Origin of the sequence: Rapidithrix thailandica (genome assembly GCF_039710355.1) — a bacterium.
GTDB lineage: Bacteria > Bacteroidota > Bacteroidia > Cytophagales > Flammeovirgaceae > Rapidithrix > Rapidithrix thailandica.
Map to the genome: position 1 here is coordinate 101,391 of NZ_JBDKWZ010000015.1, position 23,569 is coordinate 124,959.

Annotated in this window: 19 protein-coding genes; 16 read left to right on the plus strand and 3 right to left on the minus strand. The window is 41.6% G+C overall.

Translation table 11 applies throughout. The features are described from left to right. Positions 1–126 precede the first annotated feature (126 nt). The 10 genes from panC to AAG747_RS22135 all read left to right on the plus strand — a co-directional run bounded on the left by panC (position 127) and on the right by AAG747_RS22135 (position 13,018). Positions 127–987 carry a pantoate--beta-alanine ligase gene (gene panC / locus AAG747_RS22090; RefSeq protein WP_346823409.1) on the plus strand — a complete coding sequence of 287 codons (861 nt, stop codon included), beginning with the start codon at positions 127–129 and terminating at the stop codon, positions 985–987. Positions 988–1,143: 156 nt separating this feature from the next. Further along, positions 1,144–1,494, plus strand: coding sequence for an aspartate 1-decarboxylase (gene panD / locus AAG747_RS22095; protein WP_346823410.1), 351 nt, complete (start codon positions 1,144–1,146; stop codon positions 1,492–1,494). Between the two features lie 458 nt (positions 1,495–1,952). Continuing rightward, positions 1,953–2,963 carry a lysylphosphatidylglycerol synthase transmembrane domain-containing protein gene (locus tag AAG747_RS22100; protein ID WP_346823411.1) on the plus strand — a complete coding sequence of 337 codons (1,011 nt, stop codon included), beginning with the start codon at positions 1,953–1,955 and terminating at the stop codon, positions 2,961–2,963. Positions 2,964–2,991: 28 nt separating this feature from the next. Beyond that, on the plus strand, positions 2,992–3,474 hold the full coding sequence (gene rfaE2 / locus AAG747_RS22105) for a D-glycero-beta-D-manno-heptose 1-phosphate adenylyltransferase (protein ID WP_346823412.1): 483 nt from the start codon (positions 2,992–2,994) through the stop codon (positions 3,472–3,474). Positions 3,475–3,601: 127 nt separating this feature from the next. Further along, positions 3,602–4,294 carry a zinc metallopeptidase gene (locus tag AAG747_RS22110; protein ID WP_346823413.1) on the plus strand — a complete coding sequence of 231 codons (693 nt, stop codon included), beginning with the start codon at positions 3,602–3,604 and terminating at the stop codon, positions 4,292–4,294. Positions 4,295–4,680: 386 nt separating this feature from the next. After that, positions 4,681–6,339: a dipeptidyl-peptidase 3 family protein gene (locus AAG747_RS22115; RefSeq protein ID WP_346823414.1), complete on the plus strand. Its 1,659-nt coding sequence runs from the start codon at positions 4,681–4,683 to the stop codon at positions 6,337–6,339. A gap of 413 nt (positions 6,340–6,752) precedes the next feature. Continuing rightward, positions 6,753–7,883, plus strand: coding sequence for a DUF4856 domain-containing protein (locus tag AAG747_RS22120; protein ID WP_346823415.1), 1,131 nt, complete (start codon positions 6,753–6,755; stop codon positions 7,881–7,883). A gap of 141 nt (positions 7,884–8,024) precedes the next feature. Next, complete coding sequence (locus AAG747_RS22125; protein WP_346823416.1) at positions 8,025–9,125, plus strand: imelysin family protein; 1,101 nt, start codon at positions 8,025–8,027, stop codon at positions 9,123–9,125. An 87-nt stretch (positions 9,126–9,212) separates the two neighbouring features. Then, positions 9,213–10,598 (plus strand): HTTM domain-containing protein, encoded by a 1,386-nt coding sequence (locus AAG747_RS22130; protein ID WP_346823417.1) that lies wholly within the window; start codon positions 9,213–9,215, stop codon positions 10,596–10,598. Next, complete coding sequence (locus AAG747_RS22135) at positions 10,595–13,018, plus strand: TonB-dependent receptor domain-containing protein (RefSeq protein ID WP_346823418.1); 2,424 nt, start codon at positions 10,595–10,597, stop codon at positions 13,016–13,018. The genes AAG747_RS22130 and AAG747_RS22135 overlap by 4 nt, the downstream gene beginning before the upstream one ends. 95 nt (positions 13,019–13,113) lie before the next feature. On the opposite strand, the gene AAG747_RS22140 is transcribed toward AAG747_RS22135, so the two are convergent. Beyond that, positions 13,114–13,518 (minus strand): hypothetical protein, encoded by a 405-nt coding sequence (locus AAG747_RS22140; protein ID WP_346823419.1) that lies wholly within the window; start codon positions 13,516–13,518, stop codon positions 13,114–13,116. A 764-nt stretch (positions 13,519–14,282) separates the two neighbouring features. On the opposite strand from AAG747_RS22140, the gene uxaC reads away from it, so the two are divergent. The 5 genes from uxaC (at position 14,283) to AAG747_RS22165 (ending at position 19,719) form a co-directional block, all read left to right on the plus strand. Further along, a complete protein-coding gene (uxaC, locus tag AAG747_RS22145; RefSeq protein WP_346823420.1) occupies positions 14,283–15,683 on the plus strand; it encodes a glucuronate isomerase in 1,401 nt (466 codons plus the stop codon). Between the two features lie 79 nt (positions 15,684–15,762). Beyond that, a complete protein-coding gene (locus AAG747_RS22150; protein WP_346823421.1) occupies positions 15,763–16,803 on the plus strand; it encodes a PfkB family carbohydrate kinase in 1,041 nt (346 codons plus the stop codon). A 67-nt stretch (positions 16,804–16,870) separates the two neighbouring features. After that, the gene (locus AAG747_RS22155; protein WP_346823422.1) at positions 16,871–17,545 is read left to right on the plus strand and encodes a bifunctional 4-hydroxy-2-oxoglutarate aldolase/2-dehydro-3-deoxy-phosphogluconate aldolase; all 675 of its coding nucleotides are present in this window, start codon (positions 16,871–16,873) and stop codon (positions 17,543–17,545) included. A gap of 339 nt (positions 17,546–17,884) precedes the next feature. Then, positions 17,885–18,364, plus strand: a complete 480-nt coding sequence (locus tag AAG747_RS22160) for a TRAP transporter small permease (RefSeq protein WP_346823423.1) — start codon at positions 17,885–17,887, stop codon at positions 18,362–18,364. A gap of 59 nt (positions 18,365–18,423) precedes the next feature. Then, positions 18,424–19,719 carry a TRAP transporter large permease gene (locus AAG747_RS22165; RefSeq protein WP_346823424.1) on the plus strand — a complete coding sequence of 432 codons (1,296 nt, stop codon included), beginning with the start codon at positions 18,424–18,426 and terminating at the stop codon, positions 19,717–19,719. 88 nt (positions 19,720–19,807) lie between these two features. Here AAG747_RS22165 and AAG747_RS22170 read toward each other — a convergent pair whose 3' ends face one another. Next, positions 19,808–20,701 carry a DUF4097 family beta strand repeat-containing protein gene (locus AAG747_RS22170; RefSeq protein ID WP_346823425.1) on the minus strand — a complete coding sequence of 298 codons (894 nt, stop codon included), beginning with the start codon at positions 20,699–20,701 and terminating at the stop codon, positions 19,808–19,810. A gap of 861 nt (positions 20,702–21,562) precedes the next feature. After that, positions 21,563–22,561, minus strand: a complete 999-nt coding sequence (gene dusB, locus AAG747_RS22175) for a tRNA dihydrouridine synthase DusB (RefSeq protein WP_346823427.1) — start codon at positions 22,559–22,561, stop codon at positions 21,563–21,565. A gap of 63 nt (positions 22,562–22,624) precedes the next feature. On the opposite strand from dusB, the gene AAG747_RS22180 reads away from it, so the two are divergent. Beyond that, positions 22,625–23,551, plus strand: a complete 927-nt coding sequence (locus AAG747_RS22180) for a CPBP family intramembrane glutamic endopeptidase (RefSeq protein WP_346823428.1) — start codon at positions 22,625–22,627, stop codon at positions 23,549–23,551. Positions 23,552–23,569 lie beyond the last annotated feature (18 nt).

The window sequence follows — 23,569 nt, forward strand, 5'->3', positions numbered from 1 at the left end:
GCCGAAAAATTCGCAAGTCTTTAACCCATTGTTCCTCTTGTTTAGGGAATTCAGCAGCCACCATAATGGTTGCCTGACATGAGTGGGTTGAGTTTATTTTTTATTCAGACATTGCTTCTTTTGCACATGGAGTGTTTCGAAAATTATTCTTCTCTGCGTCAGTTTATTCAACTGAGCAAAATGGCCGGGAAATCTATCGGGTTTGTACCTACGATGGGTTTTTTACATGCCGGACACCTTTCGTTACTACGAGAAGCCAGACTGGCCTGCGATGTAGTGGTTTGCAGTATTTATGTCAACCCTACCCAATTTAATGAGGTGAAGGATTTACAAGCCTATCCCCGGGATGTGAAACGCGACTTGACATTGTTGGAAAAGGAGGGCTGCGATGCCGTGTACCTCCCTTCCAATGAAGATATCTATCCGGGGGGGATAGATCAACTTACTTTGGGTTTTACCTTTGGCCCTTTGGAAAAGGTGATGGAAGGCAAGCACCGCCCCGGGCATTTCAACGGAGTGGCTCAGGTTATCCCGCGTTTGTTTCACCAAGTGCAACCGGATAAGGCTTATTTTGGCCAAAAAGATTTGCAACAATGCCGTATTGTGGAATGTCTGGTACGTGATTTGGGCTTTGACGTACAGATAGAAGTGTGTGGGATTGTCAGGGAAGAAGATGGATTGGCCATGTCATCCCGGAATGTTCGCCTGGATGCCCGACAGCGGAAATTAGCTCCTGTATTATATCAGACTTTGCAAAGAGCTGAAAAGCAATTGCAGCAATACCAAAGGCTCGATGAAGTCATAAATGACTGTGTGGCCTGGATACAACAATACCCCGAATTTACCCTGGAATATTTTGAAATAGTTGATAAAGATTCACTTCAGCCGCTGCAGGGTTATCAGGCCGAGTCAAAACTGGCAGTTTGTTTGGCCGCTCATTTAGGAACGGCCCGTTTAATTGACAATCTGATTGTGGACATAGCCTAAAATGAAAAGAAGTTTTTCTACTTCGTGAAAAGTACAGTATGTTTGTAGTGTTTTTAAAATTGATGCATCCTATTGGTATAGAGTGTGTTTAGTGAAATACTTATGAGCTTAAGTACACTTAATTAAAGAATAAATCGAGAAAAAAAGGTTGGAAGAATGTTTATTGAGGTTTTAAAATCTAAAATTCACAGAGTAAAAGTTACCCAAGCTGAATTGAATTATGTTGGGAGTGTTACCATCGATGAAAACCTGATGGAAGCTGCCAATATTATTGAAGGTGAGAAAGTGCAGATTGTGAATAACAATAATGGGGAACGCCTGGAAACCTATGTGATCCGGGGAGAACGGGGAAGTGGAACTATCTGTTTGAATGGTGCCGCAGCGCGTAAAGTGCAGGTAGGAGATATCTTGATTATCATTTCCTATTGTACTATGGAGCGTGAAGAAGCCCTTCAATACAAACCTTTATTAGTTTTTCCGGATGAAAATAATCAATTGGTAAGCTAATTTCAGTTTGTTTTGAGACTGCTTTTCAAATTGAAGGATTCAAAGAATTGACTTGTTAAATTCCATGGGCAGGATAATAGGATAAAAAAGATGTAATCAAATAGGGGAGCCCTTAAAAAGTGGTTGAGCACATCCTTCAACCACTTTTTATATTGAAGTGGTTTACACTTATAGTTTTTGACTGAAAGTGGAATCAAAATCGGCTCATCAAGGCACTTTTTTGAAGAGAATAGCCAAAGCTATTGTTGAAGAAAATAACACGGAGGAGGCGTTTTTGAAATATTTTTCAGGAAAAAGAAAAAGTTGAATTCACTTCATTATTATCATAGCAAAAGCCTCCTCGGTCAAGGGCTTGATTACCATGTTAAAATTGATGACCAACTTGAAATATGGTTTATAATAGCATTTTGTAGGATTATTTTTGCCTGCTTACTTATATTTATAGCAAATTTGTGAGGATGAAGTGGAATACAAAATCGCTGTTTACATATCTGATATCAGTTAGTATCTCAGCGCTTTTATTTTGGTATGTATACAAAGACCAGAATTTAGCTGAAATGCTGGAGAGAGTGGGAAGTGCCGACCTGAAGTGGGTTTTGGTGTCTATTGTTATCTCTATGTTCAGCCACTTAAGCAGGGGGATCCGTTGGAAAATAGCCTTGAAGCCGTTAGGGTATAATGTCAACACAATCAAGGTTTTTATGGCTGTGGTTGTAGGGTATTTTGTCAACAACTTAGTGCCTCGCATGGGAGAAATGGCCCGTTGCGGTTTGTTGAAAAAGGGGGAAGGGGTGCCTATCCGGGTGTCTTTTGGAGCCGTGGCTGCAGAACGTGCATTGGATTTGATTTTATTAGTGGGGTTAATCGCTACTGTGTTGATTTTGGAATTTAATAAAATCGGCGTGTTTTTGAGCGAAAAGCTGACTGTGACAGGGGCGGGAATGCTTTCCAAACTGATACTTTTGGGGGGAGTAGGAGTGTTTTTGATAGTGTTTGCCCTGATTTTGTATTTTCAGAGGCATCGCTTGCAAAGTTTCACTGTTTATCAAAAAGTTGGCAACTTATTGTCCGGTTTTAAAGAAGGGCTTCTCAGCATTCTCAAATTAAGTGCGGTGGATCGCTTTTATTATATAATGCATACGTTGCTGATTTGGGTAGCTTACTATTTTATGGCTTATGTCATGTTCTTTTGCACTCCCGAAACCAGTATTTTACCTCCTATGACGGCTCTTACCGTATTGATTATGGGTGGAATCGGAATGGCCATTCCTACTCCGGGAGGCACAGGGTCTTATCATCTGTTTGTGACGGCTACCTTGCTGGCATATGGAATTAGTGAACCCACCGGGAAGTATTTTGCTTTCTTATTGCACAGTTCACAAGTGCTATCGCAAATTATTTTTGGAAGTTTATTTCTGTTGATCAGCTTGCTTTGGTCGAAAAAGCCAGCTTACAGCAATGCGGGATAACCGGATAATAAAAATATAAATCGACTATATGAAAACACCTTCGGCTGATAAAGTCTACTCGTTGGCAGCTTTACAAGAGCAAGTAAAAATATGGAAACAAAACGGGCAAAGGGTAGTCTTTACCAATGGTTGTTTTGATATTCTTCATTTGGGGCATGTAGATTACCTGGAAAAGACTGCTGCCATGGGCGACAAACTTATTGTGGGGCTTAACTCTGATGCATCCGTCAAACGGCTGAAAGGGGAAAGCCGCCCGGTCAATCCTGAACATGCGCGTGCCCGTGTGTTAGCAGCTCTGGGTTTTGTGGATGCAGTAGTCCTGTTTGCAGAGGATACTCCTTTCGAGCTGATTTCGGGTTTATTACCCGATGTACTGGTAAAAGGAGGAGATTATACGGTGGAAACCATCGTGGGAGCGGATATCGTGATGCAGCACGGTGGAGAAGTAAAAACGGTGGCATTAGTCGATGGGTTTTCCACTACGGAAATCATCCGGAAAGCAAAGTCATAAACAAGAGGAAGTATAGAAGGAAAAGCTTTTTTTAAATATTTTTAATGTATTTTAACAGCTACTTAATCACCTCTGGGCATTAAAATCCGTAAGAGTATATTAACAACTAAATAAAATTGTTAAACCTATGTTTTGGATTATTTTCATTGGGTTTTTGGTAGCCAGTTGGTTAGTGAGCTACCGATTGAAATCAAAATTCAGAAAGTATTCACAGATACCCATACAAAATGGTATGTCTGGTGCGGAAGCCGCGGCACAAATGCTGCGTGATAACCGTATTTACGATGTGCAAATTACCTGTGTACCTGGGCAATTGACTGATCATTACAACCCGGCAGACAAGACCATTAACCTGAGTGAACCGGTCTTCTATGGAAGAAGTGCTGCTTCCGTAGCCGTTGCGGCTCACGAAACCGGACACGCAGTACAACATGCTACAGCTTACGGTATGTTGGAATTCCGCTCGGCTATGGTGCCCGTACAAAATATCAGTTCCAAGATTTTGAACATCATTTTTTGGGTTTCATTGCTGGGAGGTATCTTCTTTTTAGGCTTGCCCTATAAACTGGTTTTATTGGCTATCATCGCTTGTTATGCGGTAATTTCCCTGTTCAGTTTGGTGACCTTACCCGTTGAGCTCGATGCCAGTAAACGGGCCTTGGCCTGGGTAGAAAGCCGGGGGATTGTAACGGAGAGTGAGTACGGTATGGCCAAAGATGCTTTGAAATGGGCCGCTTTGACCTATATCGTAGCCGCCGCCAGTTCGTTGACCTTTTTATTTTATTATGTATTGCAATACTTAGGTATGAGCGATGATTAATAGATAAAAAAAATAGAACTTTTAAAAAAACAAGCCCCGCTTTCGAATAGGAAGCGGGGCTTGTTTTTTATGAGAAGATGGGTGAAGGTTGTGAAACCGACAATTGAGTTGCGTTTTTGGAAAGCTTCAAGTGTAACCGCCTGTTTGTAATTTCCATTAAAAGCTTACCGGATTACCATTTTGTTCTTTGCCCTTTGAATTGTAGTTGCACTCCTGTGTATTTTTGTACTACTTTGCAGAATGAAAGTCCTAACCTGAATAGGGGAGCTTAAATGACTGAGGACGAATCTCGGATGAAATCTCGGAGAACGAATTTTTGACTGTGTACATCATCGTGCCTGTAAAACGAGCACAGGTACTTAACCATTATAAACAACCTTTTCAATATGAAGAATAGCATTTTATCGGCAGTAGCAGGTACACTTTGCCTTTGTCAAGTTGGATGTAAAACCACTCCAAAAGAAGAGATGAAAGAAGATCAAACGCAGCAAACGATCCCTGAAGCGGTGCAGAAGATTTATGCGCCTTTTACATTAACCACGGATTTGGGGCAGTTATCCGAAAACGAGAAGAAAATGCTGCCTTTGCTGATCGAAGCAGCTAAGATCATGGATGAGTTGTTCTGGAAACAATCTTTTGGGAACAAAGCAAGTTTGATGGATACTCTGAACGATCCGGCTTTAAAAACCTTGGCCGAAATCAATTATGGCCCTTGGGACCGGATCGGTAATGATACGGCTTTTATTTCCGGCTTTGGCGAGAAAGCCCCCGGTGCAGAGCTTTATCCGAAAGATATGAGCAAAGAAGAGTTTGAACAAGCAGAATTGGCGGATAAAAATAGTTTGTACACCTTGCTTCGCAGAGATGAAGAAGGAAGGTTGGTGACAGTTCCTTATCATGAAGCATATAAAGCAGAACTGCAAAAGACATCGGACTTGTTAAAACAAGCGGCCGGATATGCGGAGGATGAAGGATTGAAAAACTACTTGAACCTGAGAGCCGAAGCCTTGATCAGCAGTGAATACCAAGCCAGTGACCTTGCTTGGATGGATATGAAAAACAACGGGGTTGATATTGTCATCGGGCCGATTGAAAACTATGAGGATCAACTGTTCGGGACCAAAGCGGCTTTTGAAGCCTATGTGCTGGTGAAGGACAAAGCATGGAGTGAGAAATTAGCCAAATACGCCAGCATGTTACCGGAATTGCAGGAAGGCTTGCCCGTAGAGGAACAATACAAACAGGATAAACCGGGTACGGATTCCGATTTAAATGCGTACGATGTTGTTTTCTATGCAGGAGATTGTAATGCCGGAAGTAAAACCATTGCGATCAACTTGCCTAATGATGAAGAAATCCAGCAGAGCAAAGGTACCCGGCGTTTGCAGTTGAAAAATGCCATGAAGGCTAAGTTTGATAAAATCTTATTACCCATTTCCGATGTGTTGATAGACGAATCCCAACGAAAGCATATTTCTTTTGACGCTTTTTTTGCAAATACCATGTTTCACGAAGTCGCACACGGTTTAGGAATCAAAAATACCATTAATGACAAAGGTACCGTCCGGGAAGCTCTACAAGAACAGGCATCGGCATTGGAAGAAGGTAAAGCCGATATTTTGGGTTTGTATATGGTTACCAAGTTGTTTGAAAAAGGAGAACTGGAAGGAGATGTGCATGATAATTATGTGACGTTTATGGCCGGTATTTTCCGCTCGGTGCGTTTTGGCGCTTCCAGTGCCCATGGAAAAGCCAATATGTTACGGTTCAATTATTTTAAAGAGAAAGGTGCCTTTGTACGCAACCCTGAAACAGGTACTTACAAAGTGGATTTTGACAAAATGGAAGAAGCAATGAATTCCCTTTCCGCCTTGATTTTAAAACTGCAGGGGGACGGCGATTATGAAGGTGTAAATCAACTTATGGTAGAAAAAGGAACTATCGAAGAAGAACTTGCGTCGGACCTGGCACGCTTGTCAAAAGCTCATATTCCGGTAGACATTGTCTTCGAACAAGGGGTGGAAGTATTGGGGTTGACCATGTAAATCTTACTTTTTGAAAACTAATAATGATGATGTTTCTCATTGTTGGTTTCGTTATATACAGCCTTAGAGGCCTAAAAAGAAAGCCCTTGGTTTCAAATCAAGGGCTTTCTTTTTGATTCCGTTTGTAAATGATTTCTTGATGCGGTTATTTGAGAAAATAACCCGAGTGCATATCCTGTAATAGGATGAAAATAAGGATTATAACTTTATCAATATAATCCCTTAACTATTTTCCGAAATACGGGCTTATACCTCTGGTAACATCGCATTAATGCATATTCATACAATGTTATTTTGAAAAAAAAACTAAAAAAAATGCTCCGGACTCTTTCAATATTCCTTTCCCTTTATACTTTTGCGTTAATTTAAACTAAGTCTAAATAAAAGCATTAAATTACGTTAAAGCGATGAACATGAAAAAGTACCGATTAAGTTTTTTAATTCGACTACTATCCGTGGGGTTGGTGGTGTTGACAGGATGTAAAGACAGCGATCCTGAACCGGAAAAACAACTGGAAGTCCCTACGTCTTATGTATTTAACAGAGAGGGAACTACGACAGTATCTTATACTGGCCAGATTGACCGGTTGGACATGCTTACTGAATTGAAAGCTTATATCAACAAAGGTGATAAAGGGGAAGTGGTTCAGGAGCAGACTCTTTTGGATATGTTTGCCAATGAGAATAATCCTTTTAGCACAGAAGAATTAAACAGCTCTACCAAGCAAATAAAAAATAAAGTATCCGGAGCAGATCTGGATGAGAATTACTTTGAAAATTTGTTCAAAGGTGCTGCAGAAGCCAGTGCCGCCGGAAAAGAGGCTGCAGAAGGCGTGGCCGGACTGATTGAAAGAGCAACTCCTGGAAAAAATATCCTGGTCGATGCCAATGGGCATGAATATACACAGTTCGTTGAAAAGGGCTTGATGGGCTCTTTGATTTTTCATCAAATATTTAACACTTATCTGACAGATGACCGCACCGGAGACGATGTAGAGAATGTGACTTTGGTAGAAGATAAAAATTATACGCTTATGGAGCATCACTGGGATGAGGCTTTTGGATATTTCGGAGTACCTGTAGATTTTCCAACGACAACTACCGGTCGCTTTTGGGGTAAATATTGTAATGAAATGGACGCTGCCATTGGTTCTAACAAAGCTTTGATGGATGCTTTCTTAACCGGAAGAGCGGCTATTGTAGCTAACGACTTCGATGTGAAAAATGTGCAAAAATTGGAAATTTATAAGAACTTAGAATTAGTTGCAGCAGCTACAGCAATTCATTACCTGAACGAGACAAAATCTGCGATCAATGCCGGGGAACAGGGAGAAGCATTCCATACACTTTCGGAAGGTTTTATGTTTATCAGAGCATTGAAATACAGTCCGAAGAAAAGAATTTCCATTGAAACGGTGAATGCTATTCTGAACGAAAAAATCGGAGTGAATTTTTGGCAAGTAACTCCTGCAAAATTAGATGCGGCTAAAGTGGCCTTAGTGGAGGTGTTTACCGAATTGGAATCTGTGAAGGACCAATTATAAACAACAACATTTCTAAATGAACCGGTAGGGGGGAAGCGTGAAAAACCTTCCAAGTTTTCAAAACCTGGAAGGTTTTAAGGTTGAAGTCCCAAAGTACGCTTACTCCCCATCACTACTATTTATCTCTTAAAATCAAGCGCCATGCTTACCACCCGAAATATTCTACTTCTGAGTATATTCTTCTTTTTTACAAACTGCGGTAATGAGGACAACGGAGCTTCAGTTTCCATAGACCGCTCGGCTATGTTATCCGATATTGGCAACTATATCATATTGCCTGGTTATCAATCTTTGCAAGCAGCAGAGGAAGAACTGAGTCAGGCCATAAATGCTTTTACAAGCGAACCAACCGAAGCGTCTTTGGCTACGGCAAAAGAAAAATTTAAAACCACTTACCTGGCCTGGCAAAAGGTCAATATGTTTGAGTTTGGCCCGGCCGAACAAAACCTGTTGCGTAGTTCGGTCAATATTTACCCCCTGGACGATGAGGCGGTAGAAAATAACATTGAAAGTGGCTCTTATGACTTGGAGACATTGGCGAATAACGATACCAAAGGCTTTCCGGCCATTGACTACCTGTTGTTCTCTAAAGAGCCGGCTGCTTTGTTAGAAGATTATACAACAGCCGAATTGGCTCCGAACCGCAAAAAATATTTACAAGATGTAACCCAAGCGATCCACGGAAAAGTAGCCACAGTAACCCATGCCTGGGAAGAAGAGGGCGGAGATTACCTGCATACATTTATCGCTTCTACGGGATTGGACGCAGGCAGTTCTACCAGCATGATGGTGAACGCCATGGTTTTGCAGTTGGAGAAATTTACCCGGAATGGCAAAGTAGCCATTCCTCTTGGAAAACTTAGTGGGGGAGTGCCCAGGCCTTTGGCTTCGGAGGCCTATTACAGTGGCATATCTCAAGTACTATTGGCCGAAAACCTTAAAGCTTTTGAGCGCTTGTTTCAAGGAATAGGCCTTCAAGACACTCAAAACCGGAAAAGCCTGTCGGATTACCTTATCGAGTTGAACCGGAAAGACCTTTCGGATAAAATAGCCGGGTACTTTACTACGGCCAATGCCGAGATTGGCGAGTTGAACGGGCCCATCGCGGAAGAAGTGAACAGTAATCAAGAGCAAGTGGAACGGGTTTATACGGAGATTCAATCTTTAGTACTCCTTTTGAAAAACGACCTGACTTCCGCGATGGGAATCTCCATTTCTTATGTAGACAATGACGGAGATTAAAAGATACCTCAACGATCAGGGAAAAAAACCTTCCAGGTTTTCAAAACCTGGAAGGTTTCACAATCAATAGATGTTTGTCCTTTGCTTATGTCTGTAGCGAATCCTACCATTCATTTATCGTCCTGGCTTACCCGGCCCGTATCCATCGCACCCTTAGTGGTATTCCGGATACTATTTGGCTTGTTAATGTTGGTGAATATCCTGCGGTTCATGGCAAAAGGCTGGGTAAAACAACTTTATATAGACCCTCAGTTCTACTTTAAGTATTACGGTTTTGAATGGGTGCACCCGCTGGGAGGAAATGGGATGTATATCGTCTTTGTCCTCATGGGTTTATCTGCCCTGTTCCTGCTATTGGGATGGTATTACAAAGTCAGCAGCACTTGTTTTTTTCTGCTGTTTACCTATGTAGAACTACTGGATCAAACCAATTACCTGAACCATTATTACTTCGTCAGTATTATTAGTTTTTTACTGATATGGGTGCCGGCCCACCGGTATTTTTCATTGGATGTATGGAGAAAACCCGGCTTGTTAAGAAATGAGGTGCCTTTTTGGACTGTCAATATATTCAAGCTTCAAATGGGCATATTGTATTTCTTTGCCGGAGTGGCCAAACTCAATCCCGACTGGTTGCTACGTGCCATGCCCCTGAAAATATGGCTTCCGGCCAAAGCCGACTTTCCACTGATTGGTCCGGTACTGAGTTCTCAATGGGCCCCTTATCTTTTCTGTTGGACCGGAGCCGTTTACGATCTGTCGATTGCCTTCTTGTTATTGCTTCGAAAAGTCCGGCCTTATGCGTATACAGCGGTGGTACTATTCCATTTGGCAACCGGCTTACTTTTTCAAATAGGCATGTTCCCTTACATTATGATCGGTATCACACTGATTTTTTTCCCGGCAAGCTTCCACCAACAAATTATTGATTTTTTGGAAAAGGCTCTGAAAAAAATCTTAGGAAACCGCTTTATACAAATTAAATCTAAGCAATCAACCGTACTAAAGCTACATCCCAAAATACAGCGTCTGGCTATTGTCTTTCTGATCGCCCATTTTAGCTTGCAGTTGTTTTTGCCCATGCGCTACGCATTGTATCCCAATAAATTGTTTTGGACCGAACAAGGTTTCCGTTTTTCCTGGCGGGTAATGTTAATGGAGAAAGCCGGATACGCCACATTTCATGTACAAGAAGTAGAGACGGGCAAAACCTGGATGGTTTCGAACAGTGACTACCTGACACCCTATCAGGAAAAAATGATGGCAACACAGCCGGATATGATTTTACAATATGCACATTTTCTGGAAGATGAATACAAGAAGAAAGGTTTGGAGTCCCTGAAAGTGACGGTAGAGTGTTATGTGACACTCAATGGAAAACCCAGTACTTTGTTGATCGATCCAGAAAAGGACTTAACAAAATTAAACGAAAGCTTTAAACATAAATCCTGGATATTACCATTTGAGGAATGAAACGAATTTTATTTGCTTGTTGGCTTATTGGAAACGTACTGTTAAGTGGTATCGCTGTCGGGCAGCAAATCACTGTGTACGGTGAAGTGAAGGGTGAAGGAGGACAACAGCCTTTGGCCGGAGCGGTCGTTTTTGTGGAGAATACCCGGAAACAAATCACTACGGATGATGAAGGGAAATTTCACATTATGTTAAAACCGGGAAGGTATAACATCGGGGCTTTTGCCTTCGGGTATAAAACGGTTTTACAATCCATACAATTGAAAGACAAAAAACACAATCTAACCTTTGTGTTGCCAGAATTGAGAGATTCTCTGGAAATGGTGGAGGTACAAGCCGAAAGAGCGGAAACGTTCGGCATTACCCGTTTACGGTCTGTGGAGGGAATGGCGATTTACGAGGGCAAAAAAAGTGAAGTAGTTGTGTTGGATGACATCACTGCAAATTTAGCAACCAATAACAGCCGTCAAGTATATGCCAAAGTAGCCGGGTTGAATATCTGGGAAAGTGACGGGGCCGGTTTGCAACTGGGAATCGGTGGAAGAGGCTTAAATCCGAACCGGACTTCGCATTTTAATACCCGTCAAAACGGCTACGATATCAGTGCGGATGCTTTGGGCTATCCGGAAAGCTATTATACGCCTCCTACTCAAGCTCTGGAGCGGATTGAAGTGGTGAGAGGAGCTGCCTCTCTACAGTACGGAACACAGTTTGGAGGAATGTTGAATTTTGTCATGAAAAAAGGACCCAAAGACAAAAAAATAGAACTGACTTCCGAACAAACGATGGGGTCTTTTGGCTTGTTTAATTCCTTTAACAGTGTAGGAGGAACTGTCGGGAAAGTGAATTATTATACGTATTTTCATTATAAACAGAGCGATGGATGGCGTCCGAACACCCAACTTGAGCAATACAATGTGTTTTCGTCTTTGAAATACAATCTGTCGGACAAGTGGACCCTCGGTTTGGACTTTACCCATATGAACTACCTGGCACAGCAACCGGGAGGCCTTACGGATCAACAGTTTGAATCCGATCCCCAACAATCCCGGAGAAACCGGAATTGGTTTAAAGTGAATTGGAACCTGCTAGCCCTGACCTTAGACTATAAACTTTCTCCCAATACCAAAATCAATAGTCGCTTTTTTGGCCTTTCGGCATCAAGAGAAGCCCTGGGGAATTTAAGCCGGATTGACCGGGAGGATGAGCCAGGCACCAACCGGAACCTGATTTCAGGCGTTTTTCAGAATATTGGAAACGAAACCCGGCTGATGCACTATTATAATCTACGAGGCCACAAATCGGTCTTTTTGATAGGAACAAGGTTTTACAAGGGCTTTTCCAACCAACAACAAGGAGAAGGTAATGCGCTTGAAGGAGCCGACTTTCATTTTGAGAACCCGGATTGGTTGATGTCTGACTATGATTTTCCCAGTGGGAATATTTCGGTATTTGCCGAGAATATTTTTAACCTCACTCCGAAGTTCAGTATTACTCCGGGAATACGCTTTGAGTATTTGAGTACCAATGCAGAAGGGTTTTATCGCATTGTAAACCGCAACCTTGCCGATGAGATTATCTATGATGAAGAAGTGGCGGAAGACCGGTCCAACCAACGCTCATTTGTTTTCTTTGGCTTGGGTTTAAGTTATAAAAAAAGCGAGCAATTGGAATTCTATGCCAATGCTTCCCAGAATTACCGCTCGGTAAACTTTTCCGATATCCGTATTGACAATCCCAATCTTGTGGTTGATCCGGATCTGGGAGATGTCAGGGGATTGAGTACTGATATAGGTGTGCGCGGAGGTGTAAACGATTACCTGAGTTTTGACGTCAGCGTGTTTCATTTGTATTTATACGATTGGATTGCAAGAATCAGAGAGCGGGTATCGGATGTAAAAGAACAAATCCGTTCGGGAAATATCGGGGATATTCGGGCATATGGTGTAGAAGCCTATGCCGAAACCGAACTGGTACGCTTGTTTACCGGAAAATCGCTTCCTAACCGTTTATATTGGTTTACTAATGTATCGTTGATCAATGCATCTTATACAGACTCGGAGATTCGACAAGTAGTAGGGAATAAAGTGGAAAATGCTCCGGAAGTGAACCTGAAAACAGGCTTGACTTTTAAACGGAAAAACTTTAGTGCTACCTATCAGCTTACATATCTTTCTCAGCAATATTCGAATGCCAATAATGATAAAACGGAAATAACATCCACCGCGGGAGAGATCCCCGCGTATTATGTTATGGATTTGTCTCTCCGGTATACGTATAAGTGGCTGAAACTCGAGTCCGGAGTCAATAACCTGACGGATAATATGTACTTCACCCGTAGAGCCACGGGATATCCGGGACCGGGTATCATTCCTTCGGACGGTCGTAGTTTATATATGACCCTTGGAGTGAAAATCTAATTCAATTCAGGTTATAAAAAATACCCTGTGTTGCTTCATAACGCTCTGGTGTATATGAAAAGAACGCGGGGTATTTTGCTTTTGAGAAGAAGTGCTTAAAACTGCATTTTTTCCATCAACACTAATACATGTTTCTTTTGGGTAGTTTCATAAGCCGGATGTAGGGTTATCTTAAAATAGTGCTTTTCCAAGCCCACCGGATAAGACTCCATAAAACTTATCTCTTTTCCTGTTTGTCCGGATGTCAACTTCTTTTTCCACGTTTCCTGCCTTGTAGTCGTATTAAAGAGCTGTAAGAGGTTTTTGCTTTTTTCAGGCTGCTTTCCAAAATAACGCTTAAAAAACAACAGGGAGGCATCATTCATATAGGCGAAATTAAAATCCCCGTCAACTCTAAACATAACAAAAGACTCGGTCAGCGAATCCTTTTTTAATCCTTTCAATGAACAAAGAGAGGTACTTGACTTTGTTAGTCGTTTCAGGGTTTTATCAGTAATCATTTTATAAGAAGTTCTAGGAGAAAGTTTGTTTGTTAGTATAGTATTATTCAAATGAATTATTGCAATAATACAAGTTTACGCGCGGTTTGCCCAATATGTTATCTTGTGTGCTAGGCATTTATCACTATTGTTATATAGGTATTATTTGTTGATTTGAATGTATTTTACTGATAAGCAGTATATTGTGTGGGTTGGGCTAATTTCTTAATAATTGTAAACTTGACGTTTCAGTGTATTTATTTTGGGTAAGCGGCAGTATCTTTAGCTGACCGACAAAAGGAATTTTACTGATGTTTTTTGTAGTATTATTTATATGAATATACGCCCTTCCGGTTCCATTCCAAGCTAAACAGGATTTCAATAAAAAAACAGATTAAATTTTATATTATAAAATTAATATCAATGAAATCATATTTAATTTTAAATTATGATGTAAAAATTTGCACTGCTAAATTAATTTTATAATTTAGAGATATATTTAAAGAGCATAGCAAAGTTGTTTTAACCATGCATTGCTTTCATAGTTTATCGTTTATTTGGATTTGATAGGAGGGTGTCATTATAGGCCTTGAGTTTGGCTATTAGGCTTTTCATTAAAAACGAAAAAGAAGCAGTACTACTAACTACTATTTACATACATTAGACACCCTCCATTCTTCAACTATCCGATATAATTTACAGATGAATTTGTAGACTACCATTCGGAATATTTGTCTGTAGCCTACTTCAATAATTATCAAATTAAACAATAGGGTAAATAGAAAATGAGGACTTTTTTAGGGGATAACTTTTTGTTATATTCCGAAGCGGCTGAACAACTCTACCACCAGCATGCTTCTAAAATGCCTATCATAGATTATCATTGCCATCTTTCTCCCGAAGACATAGCAAAAGACCGTCAATTTCAAAACGTAACTGAAATATGGCTGGAAGGCGACCATTATAAGTGGCGTGCCATGCGGGCCAATGGCATTGATGAACGATATATTACCGGAAGTGCCAATGATGCAGACAAATTTGAAAAATGGGCCGAAACGGTTCCGTTTACAATGCGCAATCCATTGTATCAATGGACACACCTTGAGTTAAAACGTTATTTTGGAATAGATACTTTGCTGAAGAAGGCAACGGCACAAGAAGTATATGAACAATGTGGGGAACTGTTGAGAAGTCCGGAATTTTCTGCGCGGAATATTCTGAAAAAGATGAAGGTGGAAGTGGTTTGTACCACCGATGATCCTGCGGATTCTCTGGAACACCATTTGGCGATTCAAGAAAGTGGCTTTTCGATAAAAGTATTGCCTACCTTCCGGCCTGACAAAGCAATGGCGGTAGAAAACCCGGAAGAATATCACCAATATCTGGACAAACTAAGAAATGCTTCCGGTAATGAAATACGGAATTACCAAGGTTTGATGGATGCAATACAAAGCCGCCACGATTTTTTCCATCAAGTAGGAGGGCGCCTTTCGGATCATGGTCTGGAACAGGTTTATGCAGAGCCGTTTACCGAATCGGAAATTCAGGCAATTTTTGATAAAGTATTGAAACGGCAGTCACTCACCGTATTGGAAATTGTAAAATTTAAATCGGCTTTGTTGGTTGAGTTTGGCCGGATGGACCATGAGAAAGCTTGGGTGCAACAGTTTCACTTGGGAGCCTTGCGCAATAACAACAGTCGCTTACTCTCGCAGTTAGGCCCGGATACGGGATTTGATTCTATGGGAGATTTCGAACAGGGCCGGGCGTTATCTGCTTTTTTAGACAAACTTGAAAGCTCCAACCAACTTACCAAAACAATTCTGTATAACCTCAATCCCAGAGACAACGAGTTGTTTGCGACCATGATCGGAAACTTTAACGATGGCTCGGTACCCGGGAAAATGCAATTCGGGTCCGGTTGGTGGTTTCTGGATCAGAAAGACGGAATGGAGAAGCAACTGAATGCGCTGTCGAACATGGGCTTGTTGAGTCGTTTTGTAGGGATGTTGACAGATTCCAGAAGTTTTATGTCTTACCCGAGGCACGAATACTTCCGGAGAACATTGTGTAACATGCTGGGGCAAGATGTGCAAAACGGTGAATTGCCACCGGAAATGGAATGGCTGGGGCAGATGGTTGAGAACATTTCTTATCATAATGCCAAAGCATATTTTCAATTTTAATCTCTGGCCTTATCGGTACATCAGAGAGAGTTATTCAGATAGTTGAAATTTAAGAATTCATTAAAAACGAAAAATAACCATGTCAAAAAAAAGAGTAGTCACCTTTGGGGAAATTATGCTGAGGCTAGCCACCCCAGGGTATTTGAGGTTTTCACAAACAGATACTTTTAACGCTACTTACGGGGGGGGGGAGGCCAATGTGGCTGTATCCTTGGCAAATTATGGCCTTGATGCCCGTTTTGTAACCCGTTTGCCGGACAATGACATTGGAGAAGCAGCTTTGATGAGCTTGCGAAAATACGGAGTGGACACTTCCGAAATAGCCCGTGGTGGCGATCGTTTGGGAATCTATTTTCTGGAAACAGGGGCAGTGAGCAGAGGGAGCAAAGTGGTGTATGACCGGGCACATTCGGCATTGGCGCAAATCCAACCGGGCATGATTGATTGGGACCAGGCTTTGGAAGGAGCTGAGTGGTTTCATTGGACGGGTATTACTCCTGCCATTTCAGAAGGAGCCGCTTTGGCCTGTGCAGAAGCCATTAAGGCGGCTAATGCCAAAGGGATTACGGTTTCTACGGATTTGAATTACCGCAAAAAATTGTGGAAATGGGGCAAGTCAGCAAATGAAGTAATGGAAGAGCTGGTGGCAGGCTGCGATGTGATTTTGGGAAATGAAGAAGATGCGGAAAAAGTTTTTAATATCCATCCGGAAGGAGTGGATGTGACAGGAGGAAAAGTAGAAGGGGCGGCTTATGAATCCGTGGGAAAGCAGTTGATGGAGAAATTTCCCAGAGCCAAAAAGATCATCATTACCTTGAGAGGGTCGATCAATGCCAATCATAACTCCTGGTCAGGGGTATTATGGGATGGGAAGCAATTATTCCAAGCGCCTACCTACCAGATTACTCATATTGTAGACCGAGTAGGAGGAGGCGATTCGTTTATGGGTGGCCTGATCTATGGCTTGTTGAACTACCCGGAAAATGATCAAAAAGCCTTGAATTTTGCAGTAGCGGCATCTTGCTTGAAGCATACCATCTATGGGGACTTTAACATGGTAACAGTGGATGAAGTGGAAAAACTAATGAGTGGAGATGCTTCCGGAAGAGTTTCCAGGTAATTTGTCATCAAGGCTTGTACATTTCTTATCATCTTAAACGCTAATCCCTAAAATTACAAAGTAAACAATGGCAAGATTTACGCGAATACAGTCTGTTTTGCAAATGGAAAAAGACGGGATGGTACCTGTTTTTTTTAGTACGGACTTGGATACCTGCAAAAAAGTGCTGACGGCTTGTTATAACGGAGGCTCCAGGGTATTTGAATTTACCAACCGGGGCGACTACGCACACGAAGTGTTTGGAGAGTTGAATAAGTTTGCTGCCAAAGAACTACCGGAAATGATTCTGGGTGTTGGCTCGGTGGTAGATGCCGGAACAGCCTCTTTGTATATTCAATTAGGCACTAATTTTATTGTGTCTCCTGTGATCAATCCGGATATGGCAAAGGTGTGTAACCGCAGGAAAATCGCCTGGTCGCCAGGCTGTGGTTCCCTTACCGAAATCAACTATGCGGAAGAGTTGGGCGCTGAAATCGTCAAAATTTTTCCAGGTTCCCAAGTGGGAGGTCCTGGCTTTGTCAAAGCGATCAAAGGTCCTTGTCCGTGGTCAAGCATTATGCCTACCGGAGGAGTAGCTCCCACAGAAGAAAACCTGAAGGGATGGTTTGAAGCCGGAGTAACGTGTGTAGGCATGGGCTCCAAACTGATTGTGAAAAATGCCGACGGAAGTATTGATTTTCCGGGATTGGAAGGCAAAGTGAAGGAGACCTTGGCATTAATCCAACAATTAAGAGCAAAATAAACAGTAAGTGCAACCCGGATACCCCTATATCATTAATCTGGTAGCTGATTCACTTGTATCAGCGCACTTTTCAATTGAGCTTAAAAGCCGTTTTTTATATAATGTGAAAGGAGTGAAGAGATGCCAGGTACTTCCTGGCATTTCTTATTTGGAAGAAATTAAGCAAGAAGAACAAGTTTATTTTCATAGATAATAATATCTTTAAGATACTCGAATACGGCTCAACAATAAGTTCTGTTTTTTGAAGAACTGCTTTTCAAACTACTTTCTGTTTCCGGTGGGGATATCCCGTTTTTCACAACGGACTGTTTTGTAAACCCCTAAATCAACCAAGAGTTTATGTTACGAAATATCATCGACAAAATTTTAGAACGCTTTTTAGCGGTACTGATGGCATTGATGGTGCTCAATGTCTTATGGCAGGTGTTTTCCCGCTACATCCTGAAAGACCCCAGCTCATTCACAGATGAACTTGCCAATTTTATGTTGATCTGGGTAGGCCTTTTAGGCGCCAGTTATGCAACGGGCAAACATATGCACCTGGCGATTGATTTGTTGCCAAGCAGGCTACAGGGCCTAAGTAAAAAGCGCTTGGAGATTTTTATCAATGCCATTGTGATTTGTTTTGCCGTGACGGTAATGGTGTATGGTGGAGGAAATTTGGTCTTTATGACATTGTATCTGGAACAAACGTCTCCGGCTCTGCAAATCCAGCTCGGTTATATCTATTCGGTACTTCCCCTTAGCGGAATATTAATAGTTTTTTATTCTGTGCTGAATACAATCGATTTAATGAAGCCGGATAAAGTAACCTCCTAAGTGCTGTAATACTACTTCTCGCTTCTATAAATATCACCTTATAAAAAATCTAAGTAAGTATGGAATTGTACGAAATTTTAACTCTGACTATCAGCTTTATCGTCCTGCTTGCTATTGGGGTCCCGATTGCCTATAGCATTGGCATAGCATCGGTGATTACCTTAGTGGCCAGCATGGACTCACTACCTGCCGTAACGACTATGGCACAACGCATGGCTACCGGCCTGGACAGTTTTTCCTTATTAGCCATCCCTTTCTTTGTCCTGGCAGGGCAGTTAATGAACCGGGGAGGAATAGCCGCCCGCTTGGTCGATTTTGCCAAAGTGCTTGTGGGGATGTTTCCCGGAGGGTTGGCATTTGTAAATATCCTTGCCTGTATTCTTTTCGGAGCCATCTCAGGGTCAGCTGCCGCAGCAGCTTCTGCCATTGGCGGATTTATGGGGCAACGCATGGAAAAAGAAGGATACTCTAAATCTTTTTCGGCTGCGGTAAACATTACCTCTGCCACTACCGGGTTAATTATTCCACCCAGTAATGTCTTGATCGTCTATTCTTTGGCTAGTGGAGGTGTTTCCATTGCGGCTCTCTTTTTAGCTGGCTATATCCCGGGTATTATCATGGGTGTGAGCTTAATGGCAGTTGCCGCTTTTTATGCACATAAGAAAAAATACCCGACAGGGGAGGTGCCTACTTTTAAAGAAATCGTGAAGAAGTTTTTGGATGCGATCCCCAGTTTGTTTCTATTATTTGTGGTGATCGGAGGGATTGTGGCGGGGGTTTTTACGGCCACAGAAGCTTCTGCGGTAGCTGTGCTTTATACGTTTGTGCTGGCTTTAGTCTATAAGGAAATCAAAATCAAAGACATGTCCAAGATCTTATTGGATTCCGTTTCGACTACTGCAATTGTTATGTTGCTGATCGCCACTTCTATGGGAATGTCTTGGGTGATGTCGTATGAAAGCTTGCCTCAGGCCGTTACGGAAGTGATTTTGTCGGTAAGTGATAATAAAATCATTGTGTTATTACTGATTAATCTGATTCTGTTATTTGTGGGGATTTTTATGGATATTACCCCGGCAGTATTGGTATTCACTCCTATTTTCTTACCGGTGGTCACCAATTTGGGGATGGATCCTACTCACTTTGGGATTATGATGGTGTTGAACTTATGTATTGGGTTGTGTACTCCTCCGGTGGGAAGTTTACTCTTCATAGGTTGTAGTGTATCCAATGTCAGTATCGGGCAGATGATCAAACCTTTGATGCCCTTGTTTATTGCCATGATCATATCCTTGATGGTCGTGACTTATTTACCGGAATTAAGCCTTTGGTTGCCTAACTTATTTGGCTTATAATTTTTGATACATACAAGAGGTGAAAAAAGCAGAAATAGATTACTCATTTGTTTCTGCTTTTTTCATGAATGAGGGATGCAGGACATCGCTATTTTTTTAGTTTTCCTTTTTTCAAAATAATATTTCCTTCCCCGGTTTCTACCTGGTATTCAAAGCCTCCTTTTCCGACCTTAATCTTCTCCCGCTTTTTCAATTGATAAGTGACATGACCGTTTTTGCTAATGATATCTTTACTCGCTTCTCTGCCTGCTGAGGCAAATTCAAACTCCGAGGTCAATGTTCCCTTATCCGCTATAAAGTTAAAATAAGCCGATAGGTTTTCTTGAAAGCTTAATTGGATGTTTCCTTTTGTCGTTTTAAAATAACTTTTTCCGAAGGGGTTTTTGGAAAAGCTACCGGTAATATTTCCCTGTACCGTCTGGGCGGTGGTTTTGCCGGAAACGCCTTCAAATTGAATGTTCCCATTGACATTGTTTAAATGTATTTCCTGAGCATTCAGGCCTTTCACCTGTACATCACCTTCACCCAACGTACTAGCCACCAGTTGGACGCCATGAGGGAGCTCGATATGAAAGTGAAAAGTAACTTTGTAATCGCCGGGAAGACTTTGTACCTGGTAGTTGATTCTTCCGTACCAAAATTGCTTTTGTAAGAAAGGAGCATCCACATAGAAGATCAGGCTATCTGTGGTTTTCCGGGTCACCAATTCTACTGTTACTTGGGCGGAATCATACTGGTCCCAGTTTGAAAAACGGACTCTTTTTTCAATGTCCACTCGTACTTTTTTTCCCTCATAAGCAGTCACTTCAACACTGCCAAACAGGTTTTCTATCTGCACCCATTTTATAGTGGAATTCTCCGGGAATTCATGATCTACATACGTCCAATCACTTTCCTCCCTCTTCTCTTGTGAATATGCAGACAGGTGAGCTAACAATGTTACCCAGAAGAGGAGAAGAAATAACAAATTTGAATGTTTCATAATTAAGTGATTTTAGTAAGGGTTAGCCGGTATTTGTTTAACAGTGTACCTCACAAAATTAGCTATTTTTAATAGTTATATTCACATAGGGGTAAAGATGTACTTTTTAAAGGAATAAATAAATTTTACCGATGAAAATTTGCATTTCTGGAACTCAATTTTATATTTGTGTTGCGATTCCTGATGCTTATAACTGACTATCCAATCTACCAATTGTTCTACCCCGAAAAGTGGTCGCAGATAGCTCCAGAAGGATTTTTCTTTCCATTCTGTAAACTTGTTGTATTGCTGAAAACCTATAGGATAATCCTAGGAAATTAGCACGCCTCCAAGTTAGTTCTTACTGTTGTAGGATTTGAATTGTTTGACAATTTATTGCTACACATCGTGGAATAACTATTGAGTTAGTTTGGGATAGCATTAACATTTAAACCTAATACTTCGACTGCACTATCTACTCTTATTGGATGCTAATTGATTGCTAATTATTATGATCTCATTTTTCTATGTAATGTTAATTGCTTATTTACTGATCTCAAACATTGCGGTATTGGTCCGTTTATATCGCTCGTTTCTCCAATACTTAAGTCCTTTGAAAGGTTATGCCGCCAGTGGTGCCCTCGTTTGCGCTCTTCTTATGTTTGATTATTTTGTTGTGAATCTCACCCGGGATTATGTAAACAACATGAATAGTAATCCAACAGAAATTACTTACGGACCAGGAGGTACAAAAAACCTTTAAAATAAGCATAACAAAAAAGAAATGAAAAGTCCCTGAACAGTTTGCGGCTGTAGTTCAGGGACTTTTTTATTTATCAACAGGCCCGAGCGGTATGGTTGTAAGCTGGCTTAGGCATTGAGCTATGCAGGTGTGTCTATATGCACTTCAAAACCCACCAATACCTCGTCTAAAATAGCACGAACTTCTTCATAACTCCCAGCTTCTACCAACTGCTTCCGGTAGGGTTTAAAGTTTTGGATGCCCTTGAAATAACTGGTATAATGCCTGCGCATTTCAAAAATCCCTTTACGGTCACCTTTCCATTCTACCGAAAAGTCCAGGTGTTTTTTACAAACCCGGATTCTTTCCTCCATGGTAGGAGGGCTTAGCAACTCTTTGGTTTCAAAGTAGTGCTTGATCTCTTTAAAGATCCAAGGGTAGCCAATGCTGGCGCGTCCGATCATGATACCATCCACCCCGTATTTATGACGGTATTCCCAGGCTTTTTCCGGGGAGTCAATATCACCGTTGCCAAAAATCGGAATATGGATATCGGGATGATTTTTCACTTCGGCAATAAAAGACCAATCGGCTTCACCTTTGTACATTTGCTTCCGGGTACGCCCGTGAATGGTCAAAGCCTGAACTCCCACATCTTGCAGCCGTTTGGCCACTTCGATAATGCGGATGGTTTTATCGTCCCAACCCAAGCGGGTTTTGACCGTTACGGGTAAAGTACAGCGCTTGACAATTTCCTCGGTCATCTTCTGCATTTTGGGAATATCCAGTAAAATTCCGGCACCCGCACCTTTGCAAGCGACTTTTTTTACCGGGCAGCCATAATTGATATCGATCAATTCAGGTTGAGCTTCTTCCGCAATTGCTGCAGCTTCACGCATCGAATCGATTTTTTCTCCGAAGATTTGTATACCAATCGGACGCTCGTATTCATAGATGTCCAGCTTTTTGACACTCTTGGCCGCATCCCGGATCAAGCCTTCCGCCGAAATAAACTCGGTATACATCAAATCAGCCCCGTTTTCTTTGCAAACTGCCCTGAAAGGAGGGTCACTCACATCTTCCATAGGGGCCAATAAAAGTGGAAACTCCCCTAATTCTAAATTTCCTATCTTTACCACTTTGCTATATTTTTGACATTTTAATGATAAACCTAGAATTTCTCTAGTTTAAGACGCTTCAACATGGATATATTGAACTCGCCACCGCAAAAATCGCAAAAACCTGTCAATTTTTCATCATTACTTGTATTAGTTGGGATGGGAGTGGCCGGTTTATTTATTTCCCAGTTTGCCGCCTTTGTAGTGGCGATGCCCTTCTGCAACTTTGATATAGGCTTGATTAGCGCCATTGCAGCGGCTCCTGATGCCTATCCGGACTATAAAACTGTCGTATTGTTGATGCAAGGGGCCAGTAGTATTTTTTTATTTATCGGTACCTCATTGTTGTTTATACTGGGGTATCGCAGTGAAGCACTGAGTGAGTATTTCGAGCCTCTGGCACAAAAAGGTCTTGGTTTGGCTTTGGTCACGGTTGTGTTGATGTTAATGTTTATGCCTTTTAGCGGAATGTTAGTGGGATTAAACGAAGGCATTGATTTACCCGACTCGCAATTTGAAACCATGTTACGGGCGATGGAAGACCGTTTGAAGGAGCTCACGTTGTTTCTTACACAGTTTGATTCTTTCGGTCAATATTTATTGGGGCTTGTCATCGTAGCAGTAATTCCGGCCATTGGGGAAGAACTTCTTTTTAGAGGGGTATTGCAGCGTTTGTTATCCCGCTTGCTCAAAAACAGTCATGTAGCCATCTGGTTAACCGCATTTTTATTCGGGGCTTTTCACTTTCAATTTTACGGAGTCATTCCACGGATGATGTTGGGCGTTTTATTCGGATATTTGTTTTTGTGGTCAGGTAATTTAAAACTCCCTATTCTCGCTCACTTTATCAATAATGGTTTCACACTTACCATGTTATACTTGTACCAAATAGGCGTGGTGGAGACCAACCTGGAAGAGGTGGAACATGTGCCTTGGCTATATGCTTTTTTGTCTTTAGCCGTCTCTGCTGTATTATTGTGGCAATTTAAAAAAATTGCACATTCCAAATAAAGGATTGGGAGTTGGAAA

Excerpts from the sequence above, each read along its gene's own strand:
- AAG747_RS22115 (WP_346823414.1), top strand. The coding sequence starts at position 4,681 with ATGAAGAATAGCATTTTATCGGCAGTAGCAGGTACACTTTGCCTTTGT.
- AAG747_RS22150 (WP_346823421.1), top strand. The coding sequence starts at position 15,763 with ATGTCAAAAAAAAGAGTAGTCACCTTTGGGGAAATTATGCTGAGGCTA.
- AAG747_RS22140 (WP_346823419.1), bottom strand. The coding sequence starts at position 13,518 with ATGATTACTGATAAAACCCTGAAACGACTAACAAAGTCAAGTACCTCT.
- AAG747_RS22120 (WP_346823415.1), top strand. The coding sequence starts at position 6,753 with ATGAAAAAGTACCGATTAAGTTTTTTAATTCGACTACTATCCGTGGGG.
- AAG747_RS22110 (WP_346823413.1), top strand. The coding sequence starts at position 3,602 with ATGTTTTGGATTATTTTCATTGGGTTTTTGGTAGCCAGTTGGTTAGTG.
- AAG747_RS22155 (WP_346823422.1), top strand. The coding sequence starts at position 16,871 with ATGGCAAGATTTACGCGAATACAGTCTGTTTTGCAAATGGAAAAAGAC.
- uxaC (WP_346823420.1), top strand. The coding sequence starts at position 14,283 with ATGAGGACTTTTTTAGGGGATAACTTTTTGTTATATTCCGAAGCGGCT.
- panC (WP_346823409.1), top strand. The coding sequence starts at position 127 with ATGGAGTGTTTCGAAAATTATTCTTCTCTGCGTCAGTTTATTCAACTG.
- AAG747_RS22130 (WP_346823417.1), top strand. The coding sequence starts at position 9,213 with ATGTCTGTAGCGAATCCTACCATTCATTTATCGTCCTGGCTTACCCGG.
- AAG747_RS22170 (WP_346823425.1), bottom strand. The coding sequence starts at position 20,701 with ATGAAACATTCAAATTTGTTATTTCTTCTCCTCTTCTGGGTAACATTG.
- AAG747_RS22100 (WP_346823411.1), top strand. The coding sequence starts at position 1,953 with ATGAAGTGGAATACAAAATCGCTGTTTACATATCTGATATCAGTTAGT.
- AAG747_RS22125 (WP_346823416.1), top strand. The coding sequence starts at position 8,025 with ATGCTTACCACCCGAAATATTCTACTTCTGAGTATATTCTTCTTTTTT.
- panD (WP_346823410.1), top strand. The coding sequence starts at position 1,144 with ATGTTTATTGAGGTTTTAAAATCTAAAATTCACAGAGTAAAAGTTACC.
- AAG747_RS22135 (WP_346823418.1), top strand. The coding sequence starts at position 10,595 with ATGAAACGAATTTTATTTGCTTGTTGGCTTATTGGAAACGTACTGTTA.
- rfaE2 (WP_346823412.1), top strand. The coding sequence starts at position 2,992 with ATGAAAACACCTTCGGCTGATAAAGTCTACTCGTTGGCAGCTTTACAA.
- AAG747_RS22165 (WP_346823424.1), top strand. The coding sequence starts at position 18,424 with ATGGAATTGTACGAAATTTTAACTCTGACTATCAGCTTTATCGTCCTG.
- AAG747_RS22160 (WP_346823423.1), top strand. The coding sequence starts at position 17,885 with ATGTTACGAAATATCATCGACAAAATTTTAGAACGCTTTTTAGCGGTA.
- AAG747_RS22180 (WP_346823428.1), top strand. The coding sequence starts at position 22,625 with ATGGATATATTGAACTCGCCACCGCAAAAATCGCAAAAACCTGTCAAT.